Below are 14,276 nucleotides of genomic sequence, written 5' to 3'. Positions count from 1 at the left end.
GAATATATACCGGTTAAGGGGAGTTGCAGTAACCGCGCATTATAGCACGGGGTTGTGATGTATTACGTCAGCGATGCACAAAATTTAGTCAAATTCGAGGCCAGATCGCCGTTGGCCAGGATTTTTTGTTGCCATTGTGCCGACCTTGCCGAAATTTCAGGCATTGCCTCGGCGAGGCCTTTCCACAGGTCGGGCCAGTCGCCTTGCCGCGCGCCGTTCCAGCACAGCGAAAACGCGTCAAGCGCTTCGCCGCCGGAATGGCGCTGCAGGAAGGCGCGCAGTTTTTTATGGTGCAGGTTTTCGTCTTGCGCGTAAATATGCCAGATAAAGGATTTCCCAGCCCATTGCGCGCGCACCCAGGAGTCTTCACCGCGCACGAAGTTCAGGTCGCAGGACCAGAGCAGCTTGTCGTAGTCCTGCTGCGGCACGAATGGCAGCACGCGCACGGTCAACGCACCCTCGCTGCGTACGGCGCCCGGCACGGCCGGCTGGCCGAGGAAGGCTTGCACGGCATCAGCCGCCACGCCCTCCGGCACCAGGCAGGTCACGGGCTGGCCGCCATCGCGCCAGGCCGCGAACAACTCGGCGACAGGTGCGTAGGGATAGCAGAACAGCGATACCTTCAAGCCCGCCGCCTCGGCAGCGGTGACGCCGAGCGATGCCAGGAAGCGCGGCGCGGCGGCCGGATCGGCGGCAAACGCCGCGCGCTCGCCTTCCAGGCCGGACTCGCACAGCAAGCCGCCGGTCTTGTTGGTGAAGCCGGGGAAGAAGAAATACTTGGTCAACGGCAGGCGCGGATGCTTGGACGGCAGGCTGTGACAGCCCTCCACCCACTCTTCCGCGCTCAAGCCTTCCAGATTCAGCCACACCGGTTTGACCGGGCGCTGCGCCATCGCGGCGATATAGCCGGGCGGAATATCGCACGCGAAGAATTCGATCACGATATCGGCCACCTCGGACGGCGTGTACTCGCCGTCCTGGCCGACCCAGTGGCGCACGGCGACGTGCTCGATCACCTGCTGCGCGGCGCCGCTATCGACTTGCGGGCAAATGCGCTGGAAAGCGCGCAGGTCATCAACCCACAAGCGCACGGCGATGCCGTGTTCGCGCTCAAGCTGGCGCGCCAGGCGCCAGCAAATGCCGATGTCGCCGAAGTTATCGACAACTTTGCAAAACAGATCGAGGGTCAAGTTGGCCATAGCGTCGGGAAATACGCGGAAAATGAAAAAGCCGCACAAGGCGGCTTCATTCTGATCTTTGGCGTCCCCACGGGGATTCGAACCCCGGTACTCACCGTGAAAGGGTGATGTCCTAGGCCTCTAGACGATGGGGACCCTGGACTTGCACTACGCATTTAAACAACTTGGCGTCCCCACGGGGATTCGAACCCCGGTACTCACCGTGAAAGGGTGATGTCCTAGGCCTCTAGACGATGGGGACGTCGTAAAAGCGTGCGCGAATTATATCAGCGTGCAAGCGTCATTTCAAGGGCGCAACGGCGAAGTGTTCGATGCGATTATCGTGCACGTATCCCGACTCCGCGCCCATCATCGCCACCAGCACCAGTATCGCCAGCGGCGGCAACACAATCGCGGAGATCAGCGCCAGCCGTTCCCACTTCATATGCATGAAGACCGCCACGATAAAGCCCGCCTTCAACACCATCAGCACAAGAATCAGGCCCCAGCGCAGCACGCCTTGCACGTGGAAGAAATCGACCAGGTAAGAGAAGAAGCTCAGCACGAACAGCAGGATCCAGACTTTAACGTAAGTGCCTATCGGATGCTGCTGGTGCGTGCTGCCGGCATCTGCGTTGGACATGGTCGCCTCCTACCAGAGATAGAACAATGCAAAGATGAACACCCAGACAAGATCGACAAAGTGCCAATACAGGCCGGTGATTTCCACGATGCCGTAACCTTTCTGCTCATAATGCCCATTCAGCACGCGGCGCGCGATGACTGCCAGGTAAATCACGCCGGCGGAAACGTGCAGGCCATGGAAGCCGGTGATCATGAAGAAGCAGGAGCCAAATTGCGCCGCGCCCATTGGATTACCCCACGGCCGCACGCCCTCGTGAATCAGCTTGGTCCATTCGAACGCTTGCATGCCGACGAACAGCAAGCCAAAAGCTGCGGTCACCAGCATCAGTATCGCCGCCATCTTGCGGTTACCCTGGTAACCGTAGTTGACCGCCATCGCCATCGTGCCACTGCTGGTGATCAGCACAAACGTCATGATCGCGATCAGGATCAAAGGATAATTGGTGCCCATGATCGTCAGCGAGAACACTTCGCTGGGGTTGGGCCAGGCTGCGGTGGTGGCCATGCGCACCGACATATAACCGGTGAGGAAGGTGCCGAAGATGAAGGTGTCGCTGAGCAGGAAGATCCACATCATCGCCTTGCCCCAGGGTACCCGGAAGGCGACACGATCGCCGGCCCAATCCGAGACGAAGCCTTTCATGTCATTGGTGCCGGTATCCATAAGCTCACCTCACGGGAATGCCTATCGTTGTGCAGAATGCGCGGACAAACTCGGGCGTCACCAGGTAGATCATGCCGAACACGGCAAGCCAGAGCACAAACAGGAAGTGCCAGTACTGCGCGCACAGGCCGACCGCCTCCCCTGCCCTGCGCACCGCAAACGCGCCCGCCACCATGCCGCCCAGCACGTGCGCCGCGTGCAGGCCGGTGATCAGGTAGAAGAAGCTGTTGGCGGGATTGGCGGCCACGCTGTAATCGGCCGCCACCATCGCCTGCCATGCATACAGCTGCGACAGCACGAAGGCCGCCGACAACACCAGCGCGCCCATCGTCGTGCTGCGCGCCGCCTGCGCGCGGCCAGCGGAAACGTGGCTGCGCGCCAGCTCCCACGCCAGGCTGCACAACACCAGCAGGCCGGTGCTGCAATATAGCTGCCACGGGACATAGGTGATGGGCCGCCAGTCCTCATAGGCCGCGCGCATCATGTAGGCCACGCCAAACAGGCCAAACAAGGTGCTCACCACCACCATGAAGACCCACAAGCCGATGCGGCGTGCACCTTGCGGCCATGCCGGGCCGCCGCCGCGCGGGTCGCTGCCGTCACGCCAAGTTGCGCCGGCGCTCATTTCACCACCCCGGCAGCGGAGTCCGCAGGCGAAGGCGCGGGCGGCGGCGCGTGTGGATCCGGGCCGAACTCCGGCCCGGCATTCTGCGGGATGTAGTCGCCGCCGGGGCCATCGACACCGTATTCATATGCGCCGCGATGCACGGCAGGCAGTTCGGGTCCCCAGTTGCCGTGGCCCGGCGGGGTCTGCGGCGTAAACCACTCCAGGCTGGCCGCGCGCCAGGGATTGCCGCCCGAGGCGACGCCCTTGCGCGCGCTCCAGAAAATGTTAAACAGGAACAGCAACTGCGCCACGCCGACGACCAGCGCCGCCACCGTGATGAAGGCATTCAGGCTTTGGGCCGACTCCGGAATAAAGGCGTAATTCTCGTACGCGTAATAGCGGCGCGGCATGCCGAGGATGCCAAGATAGTGCATGGGGAAGAAGATGGCATAGGCGCCGATGAAGGTGATCCAGAAATGCGCCTGGCCGAGCGCCTCGTTATACATGCGGCCCGTCACCTTCGGGTACCAGTGATACAGGCCGCCGAACACCGCCAGCACGGGCGATACGCCCATCACCATATGGAAGTGCGCCACCACGAAATAGGTATTCGAGAGCGGGATATCGACGCTGACATTCCCCAGGAACAGCCCGGTCAGCCCGCCGATCAGGAAGGTGCTGATAAAGCCAAGCGCAAACAGCATCGGCACGGTCATATGGATATCGCCGCGCCACAGTGTCAGCGTCCAGTTATAGACCTTGAGCGCGGTCGGCACGGCGATGATCAGCGTCGTGGTGGCGAAGAAGAAGCCGAACCACGGATGCATGCCGCTCACATACATATGGTGCGCCCATACGACAAAGCTCAAGCCGCCGATGATCACAATCGCCCACACCATCATGCGGTAGCCGAAGATGCACTTGCGCGCATGCACACTGATCAAATCCGAGATCACGCCGAACGCCGGCAGCGCCACGATGTACACCTCCGGGTGGCCGAAGAACCAGAACAGGTGCTGGAACAGCAAGGGGCTGCCGCCCTTGTAATCGAGCTGCTGCCCCATCGACACCAGGGCCGGCATGAAGAAGCTGGTGCCGAGCAGCTTATCGAACAGCATCATCACCGCGCTGACGAACAAGGCCGGGAATGCCAGCAGCGCCAGGATGGTGGCCACGAAAATGCCCCACACCGACAAGGGCATGCGCATCAGTGTCATGCCGCGCGTGCGCGCCTGCAGCACTGTGGTCACGTAATTCAGGCCGCCCATGGTGGCCGCCACGATGAACACCGCCAGCGACACCAGCATGACGACAATGCCCCACTCCACGCCCGGCGTGCCGGGCAGGATCGCCTGCGGCGGATACAGGGTCCACCCGGCCCCGGTCGGGCCGCCCGGCACGAAGAAGCTCACGCACAGGATCACCACCGCCAGCAGGTAGAACCAGTAGGACAGCATATTCAGGAAGGGGAACACCATATCGCGCGCCCCCACCATGAGCGGGATCAGGTAGTTGCCAAAGCCCCCGAGGAACAGCGCCGTCAGCAAATACACCACCATGATCATGCCGTGCATGGTGATGAACTGGTAGTAGCTGCTGGGGTCGATGAACTGGAATTTGCCCGGGAAGCCAAGCTGCAGGCGCATCAGGTCCGACAGGATCAGGCCGATCAGGCCGATGAACAGCGCCGTGATCGTGTACTGGATCGCAATGACCTTGTGATCCTGGCTCCAGATATACTTGGTCCAGAAGCTCTGCGGGGCGTGATGCTCGCCATCAGCGTGGCCATGCTGTTCACCATAAGACATGCGAGGTCTCCTCAGCGTACCGTCTTGATGTAGTCGATCACTGCCGCCATTTCCTCATCGTTCAGGGGATTGGGCGGCATGATGTTCGGATAGCCCTTGACCAGGGTGGCCTTGGGGTCGTTGATCGCCTGCTTCAGGTAGGCCTCATCCACCGCGACAGTGGCGCCGCCCTCCAGTGCTTCCTGCTTGCCAAACAAACCCTTCCAGCTCGGGCCAACGCTCGCCGTGCCGTCCACGCTGTGGCAGGCCACGCAGCCCTTGGACTGGGCGATCAGCCTGCCCTGCTTGCCCGGCTCCATCGGCCCGCCCACGCCGCCCGCCGCACCCTTGCCGCTAAAGGTCGGCTGCTTCGCCAGCCAGGCCTGGTAAGCCGCCTGCTCCTCCACTACCACCGCGCTGCGCATATTCGAATGCCCAACCCCGCACAACTGCGCGCACAGCACCTCGAAGCGTCCCACTTGCGTCGGCGTCAGCCAGAAATGCGTCACCAGCCCCGGCACCATATTCATACGGGTGCGGAACTGCGGCACATAGTAGTCGTGCAGCACGTCCTGCGCGCGCAGCAGCACCTTGACCGGCTGGTTGAGCGGGATATGCATCTCGTTGCCGTCGACCAGCACATCATCCTGCCCCGCCGGGTCTTCCGGGTTGATGCCGAAGGGATTGGTGGCATTGATAAAGCGCACATCGGTCGCGCCCAGCTTATTGTCCTTGCCCGGCAGGCGGTAATGCCAGTCCCACTGCTTGCCCATCACTTCGAACACGCTGGCATTGGGCGGCGGGTCAATCAGCTTGGCATACACATGCAAGCCCGGCGCCAGCATCGCCACGATGCCGACCGAGGTGCCGCCGATCAGCCACCACTCCAGCTTGCGGTTATGCGACTCCGCCGCCGCGCGGTGCCCCTCGCGGTGGCGGAACTTGACCACGGCATAGGCGACAAACAGGTGGATGACGATAAAGAGGACGGCGCAGATCACCAGCGTGATCATGAAAGCATCGTCCATCGCCTGCCAGTTGGAGGCGATGGGAGTCAGCCACCATGGGCTGAGCCAATGAAAAATTATTGCGCCAAGAACAATCAGGATAAGGGAGATTGCCAACGCCATAATATTCAGCCCGGTTAGTTATGGGAACTACACACGGCTACGCCCCGCAGCTGGCGGGGCGGTTTTGCAAAGGCTTGCTTATTCGCGTTTTTCGGGCCGCTCGAGCATGCGGTAGAACAGCGCGCAGCTGGCGCCAAAGATCACATGCGCAATGAAGGTGGACCAGCCGCGCAATTGGGTGAACCAGGAGAACGCTTCCGACATGCCGTAGAAATTCAGCACATAGAGCAGCACGCCAAAGGCGGCGCCGACCAGCGTGACCAATCCGAGGCTCGAATCGAGCTGGAAGGGAGCGATAATCGCTGCCAGCATGAGGGCGAAAGCGATGCCAAGGATATAGTGGACGGCGAGCGCGGCGATCACGACAGTGAGGTCGTAGCCGGAGGTTTGCAGGACTTCCCACCCCATCACCATCGCGGCGACCATGCGCGTGACCAGCCATCGGTCCGGCGCCTGCATTGTGGCCCATATCAGCTCCACCAACATCAGGATACCGCCGGCACCAAAGCCGGCAATGGCTGCAGCGGTCCAGTCAGCCTGGCGCGCTACCCAGCGATGCGATTGCAGCGATCGAAGTTCCATGACGTTCTCCAATGCAGGGTACGTAACTAATCTTAGTACGCAAACACCTAGGATGCAAAGGAGTTAAACTTGCAGGCTTTTTATTTGATGGCGTCCCCACGGGGATTCGAACCCCGGTACTCACCGTGAAAGGGTGATGTCCTAGGCCTCTAGACGATGGGGACCTGTTGGACTGTTGCTACGTTGTGCCATTGATGGTGGAGGTAAGCGGGATCGAACCGCTGACCTCTTGCATGCCATGCAAGCGCTCTCCCAGCTGAGCTATACCCCCCGGGCACAACATATTACGAAAAGCTGGCGTCCCCACGGGGATTCGAACCCCGGTACTCACCGTGAAAGGGTGATGTCCTAGGCCTCTAGACGATGGGGACCTGTTGGACTTTCCGTTACTGCTACTACGCAATCTGTGCTTAGTGGTGGAGGTAAGCGGGATCGAACCGCTGACCTCTTGCATGCCATGCAAGCGCTCTCCCAGCTGAGCTATACCCCCAAACTGGCACAAATTGTTACTGCTCTTGGCGTCCCCACGGGGATTCGAACCCCGGTACTCACCGTGAAAGGGTGATGTCCTAGGCCTCTAGACGATGGGGACCCTGGACTACTTTTACTACCGTTTTTACTACATTTCCTTCGCTAAACTGGTGGAGGTAAGCGGGATCGAACCGCTGACCTCTTGCATGCCATGCAAGCGCTCTCCCAGCTGAGCTATACCCCCGTTTTCGAAGGAGACAGAAGTATAGCAGCCCTTCCGAAAATTGCAAATGCTAATTTGCAAGATTGTCGAAAATATTTAAATGCGGGCTGCCAGACGGGCTGCCACGGTCTCGCGGCCGAACAATTGCAGCACCGCATCGATCGCCGGCGTCTGCAGCTGGCCAGCCACCATCAGGCGCAACGGCATGGCCAGTTGCGGCATCTTCAGGCCGTGCGCGGCCAGCACTTCCTTGATCATGGCGGCAATCGCTTCCTTGCTCCACTCAACGGTGGCAATGCGTGCGGCAAAGTCAGCCATGGCCGGTTTGACGGCGTCGGTGTAGTGCTGTGCCATCAAGGCGGCATCCGGCTGCGGGGCGCGGAAGAACAGCATGGCGGCGTCTGCCAGCTCAACGATCGTATTGCTGCGGTCCTTCAGCAGGCCGATGACGGTGGCCAGCTCCGGCGCCCCGTCGAACACGGCGCCGGCCGCCAGCAGCGGTTTGCGCGCCAGCTCGGCCAGGCGGCCATTGTCGGCTTGCTTGATCCAGTGGTTGTTGACCCAGGCCAGCTTGTCGAAGTCGAACTGGGCGGACGAGGCGGTCAGGCTCTCCAGGTTGAACCACTCGATGAACTGCTCCATCGAGAACAGCTCATCGTTGCCGTGCGACCAGCCCAGGCGCGCCAGGTAGTTCAGCATGGCTTCCGGCAGGTAGCCCTTGTCCGCGTAATCGATCACGCTGACAGCGCCGTGGCGCTTGGACAGCTTGGCGCCGTCGGAGCCCAGGATCATCGGCAGGTGGCCGTATTCCGGCAGGTCGGCGCCGATGGCGCGCAGGATGTTGATCTGGCGCGGGGTGTTGTTCACGTGGTCGTCGCCGCGCAGCACGTGGGTGATCTGCATATCCCAGTCGTCGACCGCGACGCAGAAGTTATAGGTCGGGGTGCCGTCCGGGCGGGCGATCACCAGGTCGTCCAACTCTTTATTGGAGATGGTGATCGGGCCCTTGACCACATCGGTCCAGGTCACATCGCCATCCAGCGGGTTCTTGAAGCGCACCACAGGCTTGCGGCCTTCCGGGATGGCCGGCAGGGTCTTGCCCTCTTCCGGACGCCAGGTGCCGTCATAGCGCGGCTTCTCGCCGGCTGCGGTGGCCTTGTCGCGCATGGCCTGCACTTCTTCCGGCGAGGAATAGCAATGGTAGGCGGTGCCGGCGGCCAGCATCTGCGCCACCACCTCGCGGTAGCGGTCCATGCGCTGCATCTGGTAGAACGGGCCTTCGTCATGCTGCAGGCCCAGCCACTCCATACCATCCAGGATGGCCTGCACCGCCTCCGGGGTCGAACGTTCCACGTCGGTATCTTCGATACGCAGCACGAAAGTGCCGCCGAAATGGCGCGCGAAAGCCCAGGAATACAGCGCAGTACGGGCGCCGCCCAGGTGCAGGAAGCCGGTCGGGCTAGGAGCGAAACGGGTACGGACAGGTTTAGCTGGTGCGGTGGTCATCGTGGTAGCAAGCGGAAGATGTAAAACCCGCTATTTTACCCGTGGAATGAGATTCGGGGTCAGGTCTGACAATCGGACAAATGGTGCCCAAGGGCACCATTTGTCCGATTGTCAGACCTGACCCCGAATTTTGTCCTTACTTGACGGTAACGGTGATGCTCTTGGACAGGCCGGGGCCGTAGCTTTGGTGGGCGCCGTTGGCGAATTGCATGGTCAGCTTGTAGGTGCCGGGCGGGAGGGTGACGTCGGCTTCGGTCTGGCCCTTGCCGAAATGCAGGTGCTTTTCGTCGAAGGGGATCGATTCGCCGGCTTTCAGGCTGTCGCCGTTGATGATCAGATGGTGGTGGCCGGTGCTGCTGGTCATGTCGCCGGCCGGCTTCACTGCCATGCCGGTGACGGCGAATTTGACTTTGAACGGGCTGCCGACCACCGCGCCATTTTTCGGCTCGGCGAAGTCGACGGATTGCGCTGCGGCGCTGCCTGCTGCCACGACCATGGCGATGGCCGCCAGAATCTTCTTCATATTATTTCTCCTGTGTGAGTGGTGTGCCTGCATATTTCACGATCAGGCCTTGCGGGCCGACCGCCCATCCGGCACCGTTGGCGGCAAAGCCAACGGCGTTCAGTTTCGTTTCCTGCTCGATGACCGTCCAGCTGGTGCCGCCATCGCGGGTGTAGCCGGAACCGGCCAGGCCGACGGCGACGAATGTGCCGCGCGCGCCGGGCACCGGGACCACGGCCGAGATGAAGCCCGTTGGCAGGATTGGCGCCGGCGTCCAGCCTTTGCCGCCGTCCGTGCTGGCGGCGCCATTCAGCGTGCCGAGCGCGGTTTCCTTGTAGTCGCCGCCCACCGCGAATCCGCGCCCACCGGGTGCGAAACCGACCGAGAAGGCGCCTTTGGTGGCGGCTGCGGCGGGAATCGGCAGCGTGGCCGCCTGCCACGTGCGGCCGCGGTCTTTGGAGCGGAAGGCGCGCGCTTGCGCGGCGCCGCCGGTCACGAACCAGGCGTCGCTGCTGCCGGCCACGCTCAGGCAGGTGCCGCTAGCCGCGAAGGCGCCTTCTTGCGGCAAGGCGGCCAGGCCTTTCGGGTCTTCCATCAGTTGCCAGCTGTCGCCGCCGTCGTTGGTGACCAGCACCTGGAAGGCGCCGCGCACCGGGTCGCCGAAGACGATGCCGTGCTGCGCATCCCAGAATGCCATGGCGTCCCAAAAGCCTTCCGGCTCCTGGTTCACCACGAGCAGTTGCCAGGTGGCGCCGCCGTCGCGCGTGCGGTACATGCGCGACGCCGCGCCAGGGCCGGCGCCCATGACGATGGCGGTGTTGGCGTCGAAGGCTTCGATATCGCGGAAGTCGTACGCTTCCGCGTCCGGCACCTTCAGGCGGGTCCAGCGTTCGCCATCGGTGGTGCGCAGCACGGTGCCCTTGGCGCCGCTGGCCCAAGCGATCTGGTCGCTGACGACGGACAGGCCGCGCAGTTCGGCATCAGCGGCGCTGGCCTGACGCTGCCAAGCGGTTTTGGCCGCTGGCACCTGCTCGGCAGCCAGCGCCGGGAGGGACGCAAGCGCCATCGCCATCACCGCTGAACGAACCAGGGCGCGCCGCATCAGTCGTGCTTAATGACGATGCTTGGGAATTTACTGCTCATGTCCTTGGCCTTCTCGGCGACCTTGACTGCCACCTTGCGCGCGATCGCCTTGTAGATCAAGGCTTCCGGGCCGTCCGGCGAGGCCACCACGGTCGGCTTGCCGGCGTCGGTCTGCTCGCGGATCGCCAGTTTCAAAGGCAGCGCGCCCAGGAAGTCCACGCCGAAGTCGGCGCACATCTTCTCGCCGCCGCCGTGGCCGAAGATCTCTTCGGTATGGCCGCAGTTGGAGCAGATGTGGGTGCTCATATTTTCCACCACGCCCAGGATCGGGATGCCGACCTTCTCAAACATCTTCAGCCCTTTGCGCGCGTCCAGCAGGGCGATGTCCTGCGGCGTGGTCACGATCACGGCGCCGGTCACGGGCACTTTCTGCGACAGCGTCAGCTGGATATCGCCGGTGCCCGGCGGCATGTCGACGATCAGGTAATCCAGGTCGCGCCAGTTGGTCTGCTCCAGCAGCTGCTGCAAGGCCTGGGTGACCATCGGGCCGCGCCAGACCATCGGTTCGTCCGGGTCGATCAGGAAGCCGATCGAGGACACCTGCACGCCATGCCCTTCCATCGGGTCCATGGTCTTGCCGTCGGACGTGGTCGGGCGGCCGGAGACGCCCAGCATCATCGGCTGCGATGGACCGTAAATATCGGCATCCAGCACGCCGACAGACGCGCCTTCGGCGGCCAGCGCCAGCGCCAGGTTCACTGCGGTGGTGGACTTGCCCACGCCGCCCTTGCCCGATGCCACGGCAATGATATTCTTCACGTTCGGCATCAGCTTCAGGCCGCGCTGCACGCTGTGGGAAATGATCTTGCTATAGACGTTCAGGGTGACTTTGGCGCCCAGCGGCTGCAGGGCCGCCAGCACATTGGCACGGATCGCGTCGATTTGCGATTTGGCAGGGTAACCGAGCTCGATATCCAGGCTGATTTCGCCGCTTTCGACCTTCAGGTTGCGGACGGATTTGGAGGAGACGAAGTCTTTTGTTGTGTTCGGGTCAATTACGCCAGACAGTGCAGATTTAACGTCTTCTACGGTGATACTCATGCAATTCTCCATTGGTGATGGCGCAGTCTAGCGCATCCGCTGGTAAAATGCTCTTTTTATCCACCTTAATAGCGCATCAATTATGACTCGCAAGCTGTTCGTCACCACTGCCCTGCCATACGCAAACGCTGCCTTCCACATCGGCCATATGATGGAGTACATCCAGGCCGACATCTGGGTCCGTTTCCAGCGAATGCAGGCCGAGGGCGACGGTTTGCGCGAGGTCCACTTCGTGGGCGCCGACGATACCCACGGCACCCCGATCATGATCGCCGCTGAAAAGGAAGGCATCACCCCGCAGGAATTCGTGGCCAAGATCGCCGCCGGCCGCGCGCAGTACCTGGATGGTTTCCATATCGCTTTTGACAACTGGTACTCGACCGATTCGCCAGAGAACGTCGAACTGTCGCAAGGCATCTACGTCAAGCTGCGCGAAGCGGGCCTGATCCAGACCAAGACCGTGGACCGCTTCTTCGATCCGGTCAAAGGCATGTTCCTGGCCGACCGCAACATCAAGGGCGAGTGCCCGAAGTGCCACGCCAAGGACCAATACGGCGACAACTGCGAAGTGTGCGGCGCCGCCTACCAGCCGACCGAACTGGTGAACCCGTTCTCGGTCTTCACCAATGCCACCCCGATCCTGAAGCCTTCGGAGCAGTACTTCTTCAAGCTGTCCGACCCCCGCTGCTTCACGTTCCTGCGCGACTGGCTGAACACCCCGGGCCGTTTGCAGCCGGAGATGGTGAACAAGGTCTCCGAGTGGCTGGGCGAAGCCGGCGAAAAGCTGGCCGACTGGGATATCTCGCGTGACGCGCCCTACTTCGGCATCCCGATCCCGGATGCGCCGGGCAAGTACTTCTACGTCTGGCTGGACGCGCCGGTCGGCTACCTGGCTTCGCTGAAGAACTACTGCGGCAAGAAAGGCATCGATTACGACGCCCTGCTGGCGGATGAAGGCACGGAGCAGATCCACTTCATCGGCAAGGACATCGTCTCCTTCCACCTGCTGTTCTGGCCAGCCATGCTGCAGTTCGCCAAGCACCCGACCATCGACCGCATGAAGGTGGCGGTGCACGGCCACCTGACCGTGAACAACGAGAAGATGTCCAAGTCGCGCGGCACCGGCATTTCGCCGCTGCGCTACCTGAACCTGGGCATGAATCCGGAGTGGCTGCGCTACTACCTGGCCTACAAGCTGAACTCCCGCGTCGAAGACCTGGACTTCACCGGCGACGACTTCGTGGCGCGCGTGAACTCGGACCTGATCGGCAAGTTCGTCAACATCGCTTCGCGTTGCGCGGGCTTCATCGCCAAGAAGTTCGACGGCAAGCTGGCATCCGAGCTGTCCGCCTCGTCGCAGGAGTGGATCAAGAAGGCCCTGGTGGCGGAAGACGGCACCGAGCGCCAGGCTTCCATCGCCGCCAACTTCGACTCGCGCGAATTCGGCAAGGCGCTGCGTGAAATCATGGAAATCGCGGACGTGGCCAACCGCTTCGTGGACGAGAACAAGCCGTGGGTGCTGGCCAAGGACGAGACCAAAGTGGCCGAGCTGCACGATGTCTGCACCACCGCCCTGATCCTGTTCCGCCAGTTGACCATCCTGCTGTCGCCGGTGCTGCCGGGCGTTGCCACCAATGTGCGCAGCTTCCTGAACGACGCCGCCTACACCTGGGCCGACACCTCGCTCGCCTCCGGCGCCGCTTACCAGCCGCTGCTGGGCCGCACCATCGGCGCTTACAGCCACCTGATGACCCGCGTGGATGCAAAGATGATCGAAGACCTGTTCGACGCGCCGGCCCAGCAAGCCGCCGCCGCTGCTGCGCCGGCCGCCGTTGCCGACGCGGCACCAGCCGCACTCGATGCGCCAGCCGCCGGCGATATCGAAGAACTGGCCCCGGAAATCTCGATCGACGACTTCTCGAAGATCGACCTGCGCATCGCGCGCATCGTCAACTGCGAACACGTGGAAGGCGCCGGCAAGCTGCTGCGCCTGACCCTGGACGTGGGCGAAGGCCGCTACCGCAACGTCTTCTCCGGCATCAAATCGATGTACAAGCCGGAAGACCTGGTCGGCAAGCTGACCGTGATGGTGGCCAACCTGGCGCCGCGCAAGATGAAGTTCGGCGTCTCCGAAGGCATGGTGCTGGCTGCCTCCGCCAAGGATGAAAAAGCCAATCCGGGTATCTACGTCCTGAACCCATGGCCGGGCGCCGAGCCAGGCATGCGCGTGCGTTAAGCAATGGACATAATCGTTCGCGAAGCGACCGCTGAAGATGCGTCACTGATCGCCGAGCTCACGCGCAAAGCGTGGGCCGGCAAGGTGCATGTCACCTCCAGCGGACACCGTGAAACCGCCGTCTACGTCGCCGAACACCTGCGCGACGGCGGCGGTTTTATTTTGCTCGATGGCGAAACGCCGGTCGGCTCCGTGCGCTGGCTGCCGCTGGACGGCTATCCCGACGTGTGGGAAATCCTGCGCATGGGCGTGGTGGCCGAATACCGCGGCACCAATATCTCGCAGCACCTGCTGGAAGCGGTGATCCACCACGCGCTCGCCTCCGGCGTGGAAGAACTGCGCCTGGCCGTGCGCAGCGACCAGCCCAAGCTGATCGACTTCTACACCGCCTACGAATTCACCCTCGCCGAAGAACTCGAATACTCCCACGCCAACCCGCTGGAGCCCGCGCCGCTGGTCATGCGGCGTATGCTGAAGTACTGATCGGCTTATGCCTGCACCCTGACCTTGAGTCGGCAAGCTGGTCCATCATCAAAGCGCACATGGACGCGCGCGCCGCCC

The 14,276-nt window shown here is 62.2% G+C and carries 13 protein-coding genes and 8 tRNA genes; 2 read left to right on the top strand and 19 right to left on the bottom strand.

Annotation, left to right across the window (positions count from 1 at the left end; all coding sequences use genetic code 11):
* Positions 1-62 precede the first annotated feature (62 nt).
* The 19 genes from earP to apbC form a co-directional block, all read right to left on the bottom strand.
* On the bottom strand, positions 63-1,199 hold the full coding sequence (earP, locus tag GTP41_RS13575; protein ID WP_161026100.1) for an elongation factor P maturation arginine rhamnosyltransferase EarP: 1,137 nt from the start codon (positions 1,197-1,199) through the stop codon (positions 63-65).
* 59 nt (positions 1,200-1,258) lie between these two features.
* Positions 1,259-1,334 (bottom strand) — tRNA-Glu (locus GTP41_RS13570).
* 30 nt (positions 1,335-1,364) lie between these two features.
* A tRNA-Glu gene (locus GTP41_RS13565) sits at positions 1,365-1,440 on the bottom strand.
* 39 nt (positions 1,441-1,479) lie between these two features.
* Positions 1,480-1,821, bottom strand: coding sequence for a cytochrome C oxidase subunit IV family protein (locus GTP41_RS13560; protein ID WP_161026099.1), 342 nt, complete (start codon positions 1,819-1,821; stop codon positions 1,480-1,482).
* A 9-nt stretch (positions 1,822-1,830) separates the two neighbouring features.
* Positions 1,831-2,487, bottom strand: coding sequence for a heme-copper oxidase subunit III family protein (locus GTP41_RS13555; RefSeq protein WP_161026098.1), 657 nt, complete (start codon positions 2,485-2,487; stop codon positions 1,831-1,833).
* A 4-nt stretch (positions 2,488-2,491) separates the two neighbouring features.
* A complete protein-coding gene (locus tag GTP41_RS13550; RefSeq protein ID WP_229502842.1) occupies positions 2,492-3,112 on the bottom strand; it encodes a cytochrome c oxidase subunit 3 family protein in 621 nt (206 codons plus the stop codon).
* On the bottom strand, positions 3,109-4,902 hold the full coding sequence (gene ctaD, locus GTP41_RS13545) for a cytochrome c oxidase subunit I (RefSeq protein WP_161026097.1): 1,794 nt from the start codon (positions 4,900-4,902) through the stop codon (positions 3,109-3,111). Before ctaD ends, GTP41_RS13550 begins: the two co-directional genes overlap by 4 nt.
* A gap of 11 nt (positions 4,903-4,913) precedes the next feature.
* Positions 4,914-6,011 carry a cytochrome c oxidase subunit II gene (locus GTP41_RS13540; RefSeq protein ID WP_161026096.1) on the bottom strand — a complete coding sequence of 366 codons (1,098 nt, stop codon included), beginning with the start codon at positions 6,009-6,011 and terminating at the stop codon, positions 4,914-4,916.
* A 78-nt stretch (positions 6,012-6,089) separates the two neighbouring features.
* Positions 6,090-6,593 (bottom strand): hypothetical protein, encoded by a 504-nt coding sequence (locus GTP41_RS13535; protein WP_161026095.1) that lies wholly within the window; start codon positions 6,591-6,593, stop codon positions 6,090-6,092.
* An 88-nt stretch (positions 6,594-6,681) separates the two neighbouring features.
* Positions 6,682-6,757, bottom strand: a tRNA-Glu gene (locus tag GTP41_RS13530).
* Between the two features lie 31 nt (positions 6,758-6,788).
* Positions 6,789-6,864: transfer RNA gene (locus tag GTP41_RS13525), tRNA-Ala, on the bottom strand.
* A gap of 24 nt (positions 6,865-6,888) precedes the next feature.
* Positions 6,889-6,964, bottom strand: a tRNA-Glu gene (locus tag GTP41_RS13520).
* Between the two features lie 43 nt (positions 6,965-7,007).
* Positions 7,008-7,083: transfer RNA gene (locus GTP41_RS13515), tRNA-Ala, on the bottom strand.
* 26 nt (positions 7,084-7,109) lie between these two features.
* Positions 7,110-7,185, bottom strand: a tRNA-Glu gene (locus GTP41_RS13510).
* Between the two features lie 47 nt (positions 7,186-7,232).
* A tRNA-Ala gene (locus GTP41_RS13505) sits at positions 7,233-7,308 on the bottom strand.
* A gap of 75 nt (positions 7,309-7,383) precedes the next feature.
* Entirely contained in the window at positions 7,384-8,793 is a 1,410-nt protein-coding gene (gltX, locus tag GTP41_RS13500) for a glutamate--tRNA ligase (RefSeq protein WP_161026094.1), read from the bottom strand.
* Positions 8,794-8,929: 136 nt separating this feature from the next.
* Positions 8,930-9,316: a DUF4399 domain-containing protein gene (locus GTP41_RS13495; RefSeq protein WP_161026093.1), complete on the bottom strand. Its 387-nt coding sequence runs from the start codon at positions 9,314-9,316 to the stop codon at positions 8,930-8,932.
* Position 9,317: 1 nt separating this feature from the next.
* Positions 9,318-10,397 carry a WD40/YVTN/BNR-like repeat-containing protein gene (locus GTP41_RS13490; protein ID WP_161026092.1) on the bottom strand — a complete coding sequence of 360 codons (1,080 nt, stop codon included), beginning with the start codon at positions 10,395-10,397 and terminating at the stop codon, positions 9,318-9,320.
* Positions 10,397-11,479 carry an iron-sulfur cluster carrier protein ApbC gene (gene apbC, locus GTP41_RS13485; RefSeq protein ID WP_161026091.1) on the bottom strand — a complete coding sequence of 361 codons (1,083 nt, stop codon included), beginning with the start codon at positions 11,477-11,479 and terminating at the stop codon, positions 10,397-10,399. The genes GTP41_RS13490 and apbC overlap by 1 nt, the downstream gene beginning before the upstream one ends.
* An 82-nt stretch (positions 11,480-11,561) precedes the next feature.
* On the opposite strand from apbC, the gene metG reads away from it, so the two are divergent.
* Both metG and GTP41_RS13475 read left to right on the top strand, forming a co-directional pair.
* On the top strand, positions 11,562-13,715 hold the full coding sequence (gene metG / locus GTP41_RS13480) for a methionine--tRNA ligase (protein ID WP_161026090.1): 2,154 nt from the start codon (positions 11,562-11,564) through the stop codon (positions 13,713-13,715).
* Between the two features lie 3 nt (positions 13,716-13,718).
* The gene (locus GTP41_RS13475) at positions 13,719-14,198 is read left to right on the top strand and encodes a GNAT family N-acetyltransferase (protein WP_161026089.1); all 480 of its coding nucleotides are present in this window, start codon (positions 13,719-13,721) and stop codon (positions 14,196-14,198) included.
* Positions 14,199-14,276: the final 78 nt, after the last annotated feature.

It is taken from the genome of Pseudoduganella guangdongensis (assembly GCF_009857475.1).
GTDB lineage: Bacteria > Pseudomonadota > Gammaproteobacteria > Burkholderiales > Burkholderiaceae_D > Rugamonas > Rugamonas guangdongensis.
Note: the sequence above shows the minus strand (reverse complement) of the source record. Positions and strands in the feature narration are given on the sequence as shown.

Excerpts from the sequence above, each read along its gene's own strand:
- GTP41_RS13495 (WP_161026093.1), bottom strand. The coding sequence starts at position 9,316 with ATGAAGAAGATTCTGGCGGCCATCGCCATGGTCGTGGCAGCAGGCAGC.
- GTP41_RS13535 (WP_161026095.1), bottom strand. The coding sequence starts at position 6,593 with ATGGAACTTCGATCGCTGCAATCGCATCGCTGGGTAGCGCGCCAGGCT.
- apbC (WP_161026091.1), bottom strand. The coding sequence starts at position 11,479 with ATGAGTATCACCGTAGAAGACGTTAAATCTGCACTGTCTGGCGTAATT.
- GTP41_RS13475 (WP_161026089.1), top strand. The coding sequence starts at position 13,719 with ATGGACATAATCGTTCGCGAAGCGACCGCTGAAGATGCGTCACTGATC.
- GTP41_RS13490 (WP_161026092.1), bottom strand. The coding sequence starts at position 10,397 with ATGCGGCGCGCCCTGGTTCGTTCAGCGGTGATGGCGATGGCGCTTGCG.
- earP (WP_161026100.1), bottom strand. The coding sequence starts at position 1,199 with ATGGCCAACTTGACCCTCGATCTGTTTTGCAAAGTTGTCGATAACTTC.
- GTP41_RS13550 (WP_229502842.1), bottom strand. The coding sequence starts at position 3,112 with ATGAGCGCCGGCGCAACTTGGCGTGACGGCAGCGACCCGCGCGGCGGC.
- GTP41_RS13560 (WP_161026099.1), bottom strand. The coding sequence starts at position 1,821 with ATGTCCAACGCAGATGCCGGCAGCACGCACCAGCAGCATCCGATAGGC.
- metG (WP_161026090.1), top strand. The coding sequence starts at position 11,562 with ATGACTCGCAAGCTGTTCGTCACCACTGCCCTGCCATACGCAAACGCT.
- ctaD (WP_161026097.1), bottom strand. The coding sequence starts at position 4,902 with ATGTCTTATGGTGAACAGCATGGCCACGCTGATGGCGAGCATCACGCC.
- GTP41_RS13555 (WP_161026098.1), bottom strand. The coding sequence starts at position 2,487 with ATGGATACCGGCACCAATGACATGAAAGGCTTCGTCTCGGATTGGGCC.
- gltX (WP_161026094.1), bottom strand. The coding sequence starts at position 8,793 with ATGACCACCGCACCAGCTAAACCTGTCCGTACCCGTTTCGCTCCTAGC.
- GTP41_RS13540 (WP_161026096.1), bottom strand. The coding sequence starts at position 6,011 with ATGGCGTTGGCAATCTCCCTTATCCTGATTGTTCTTGGCGCAATAATT.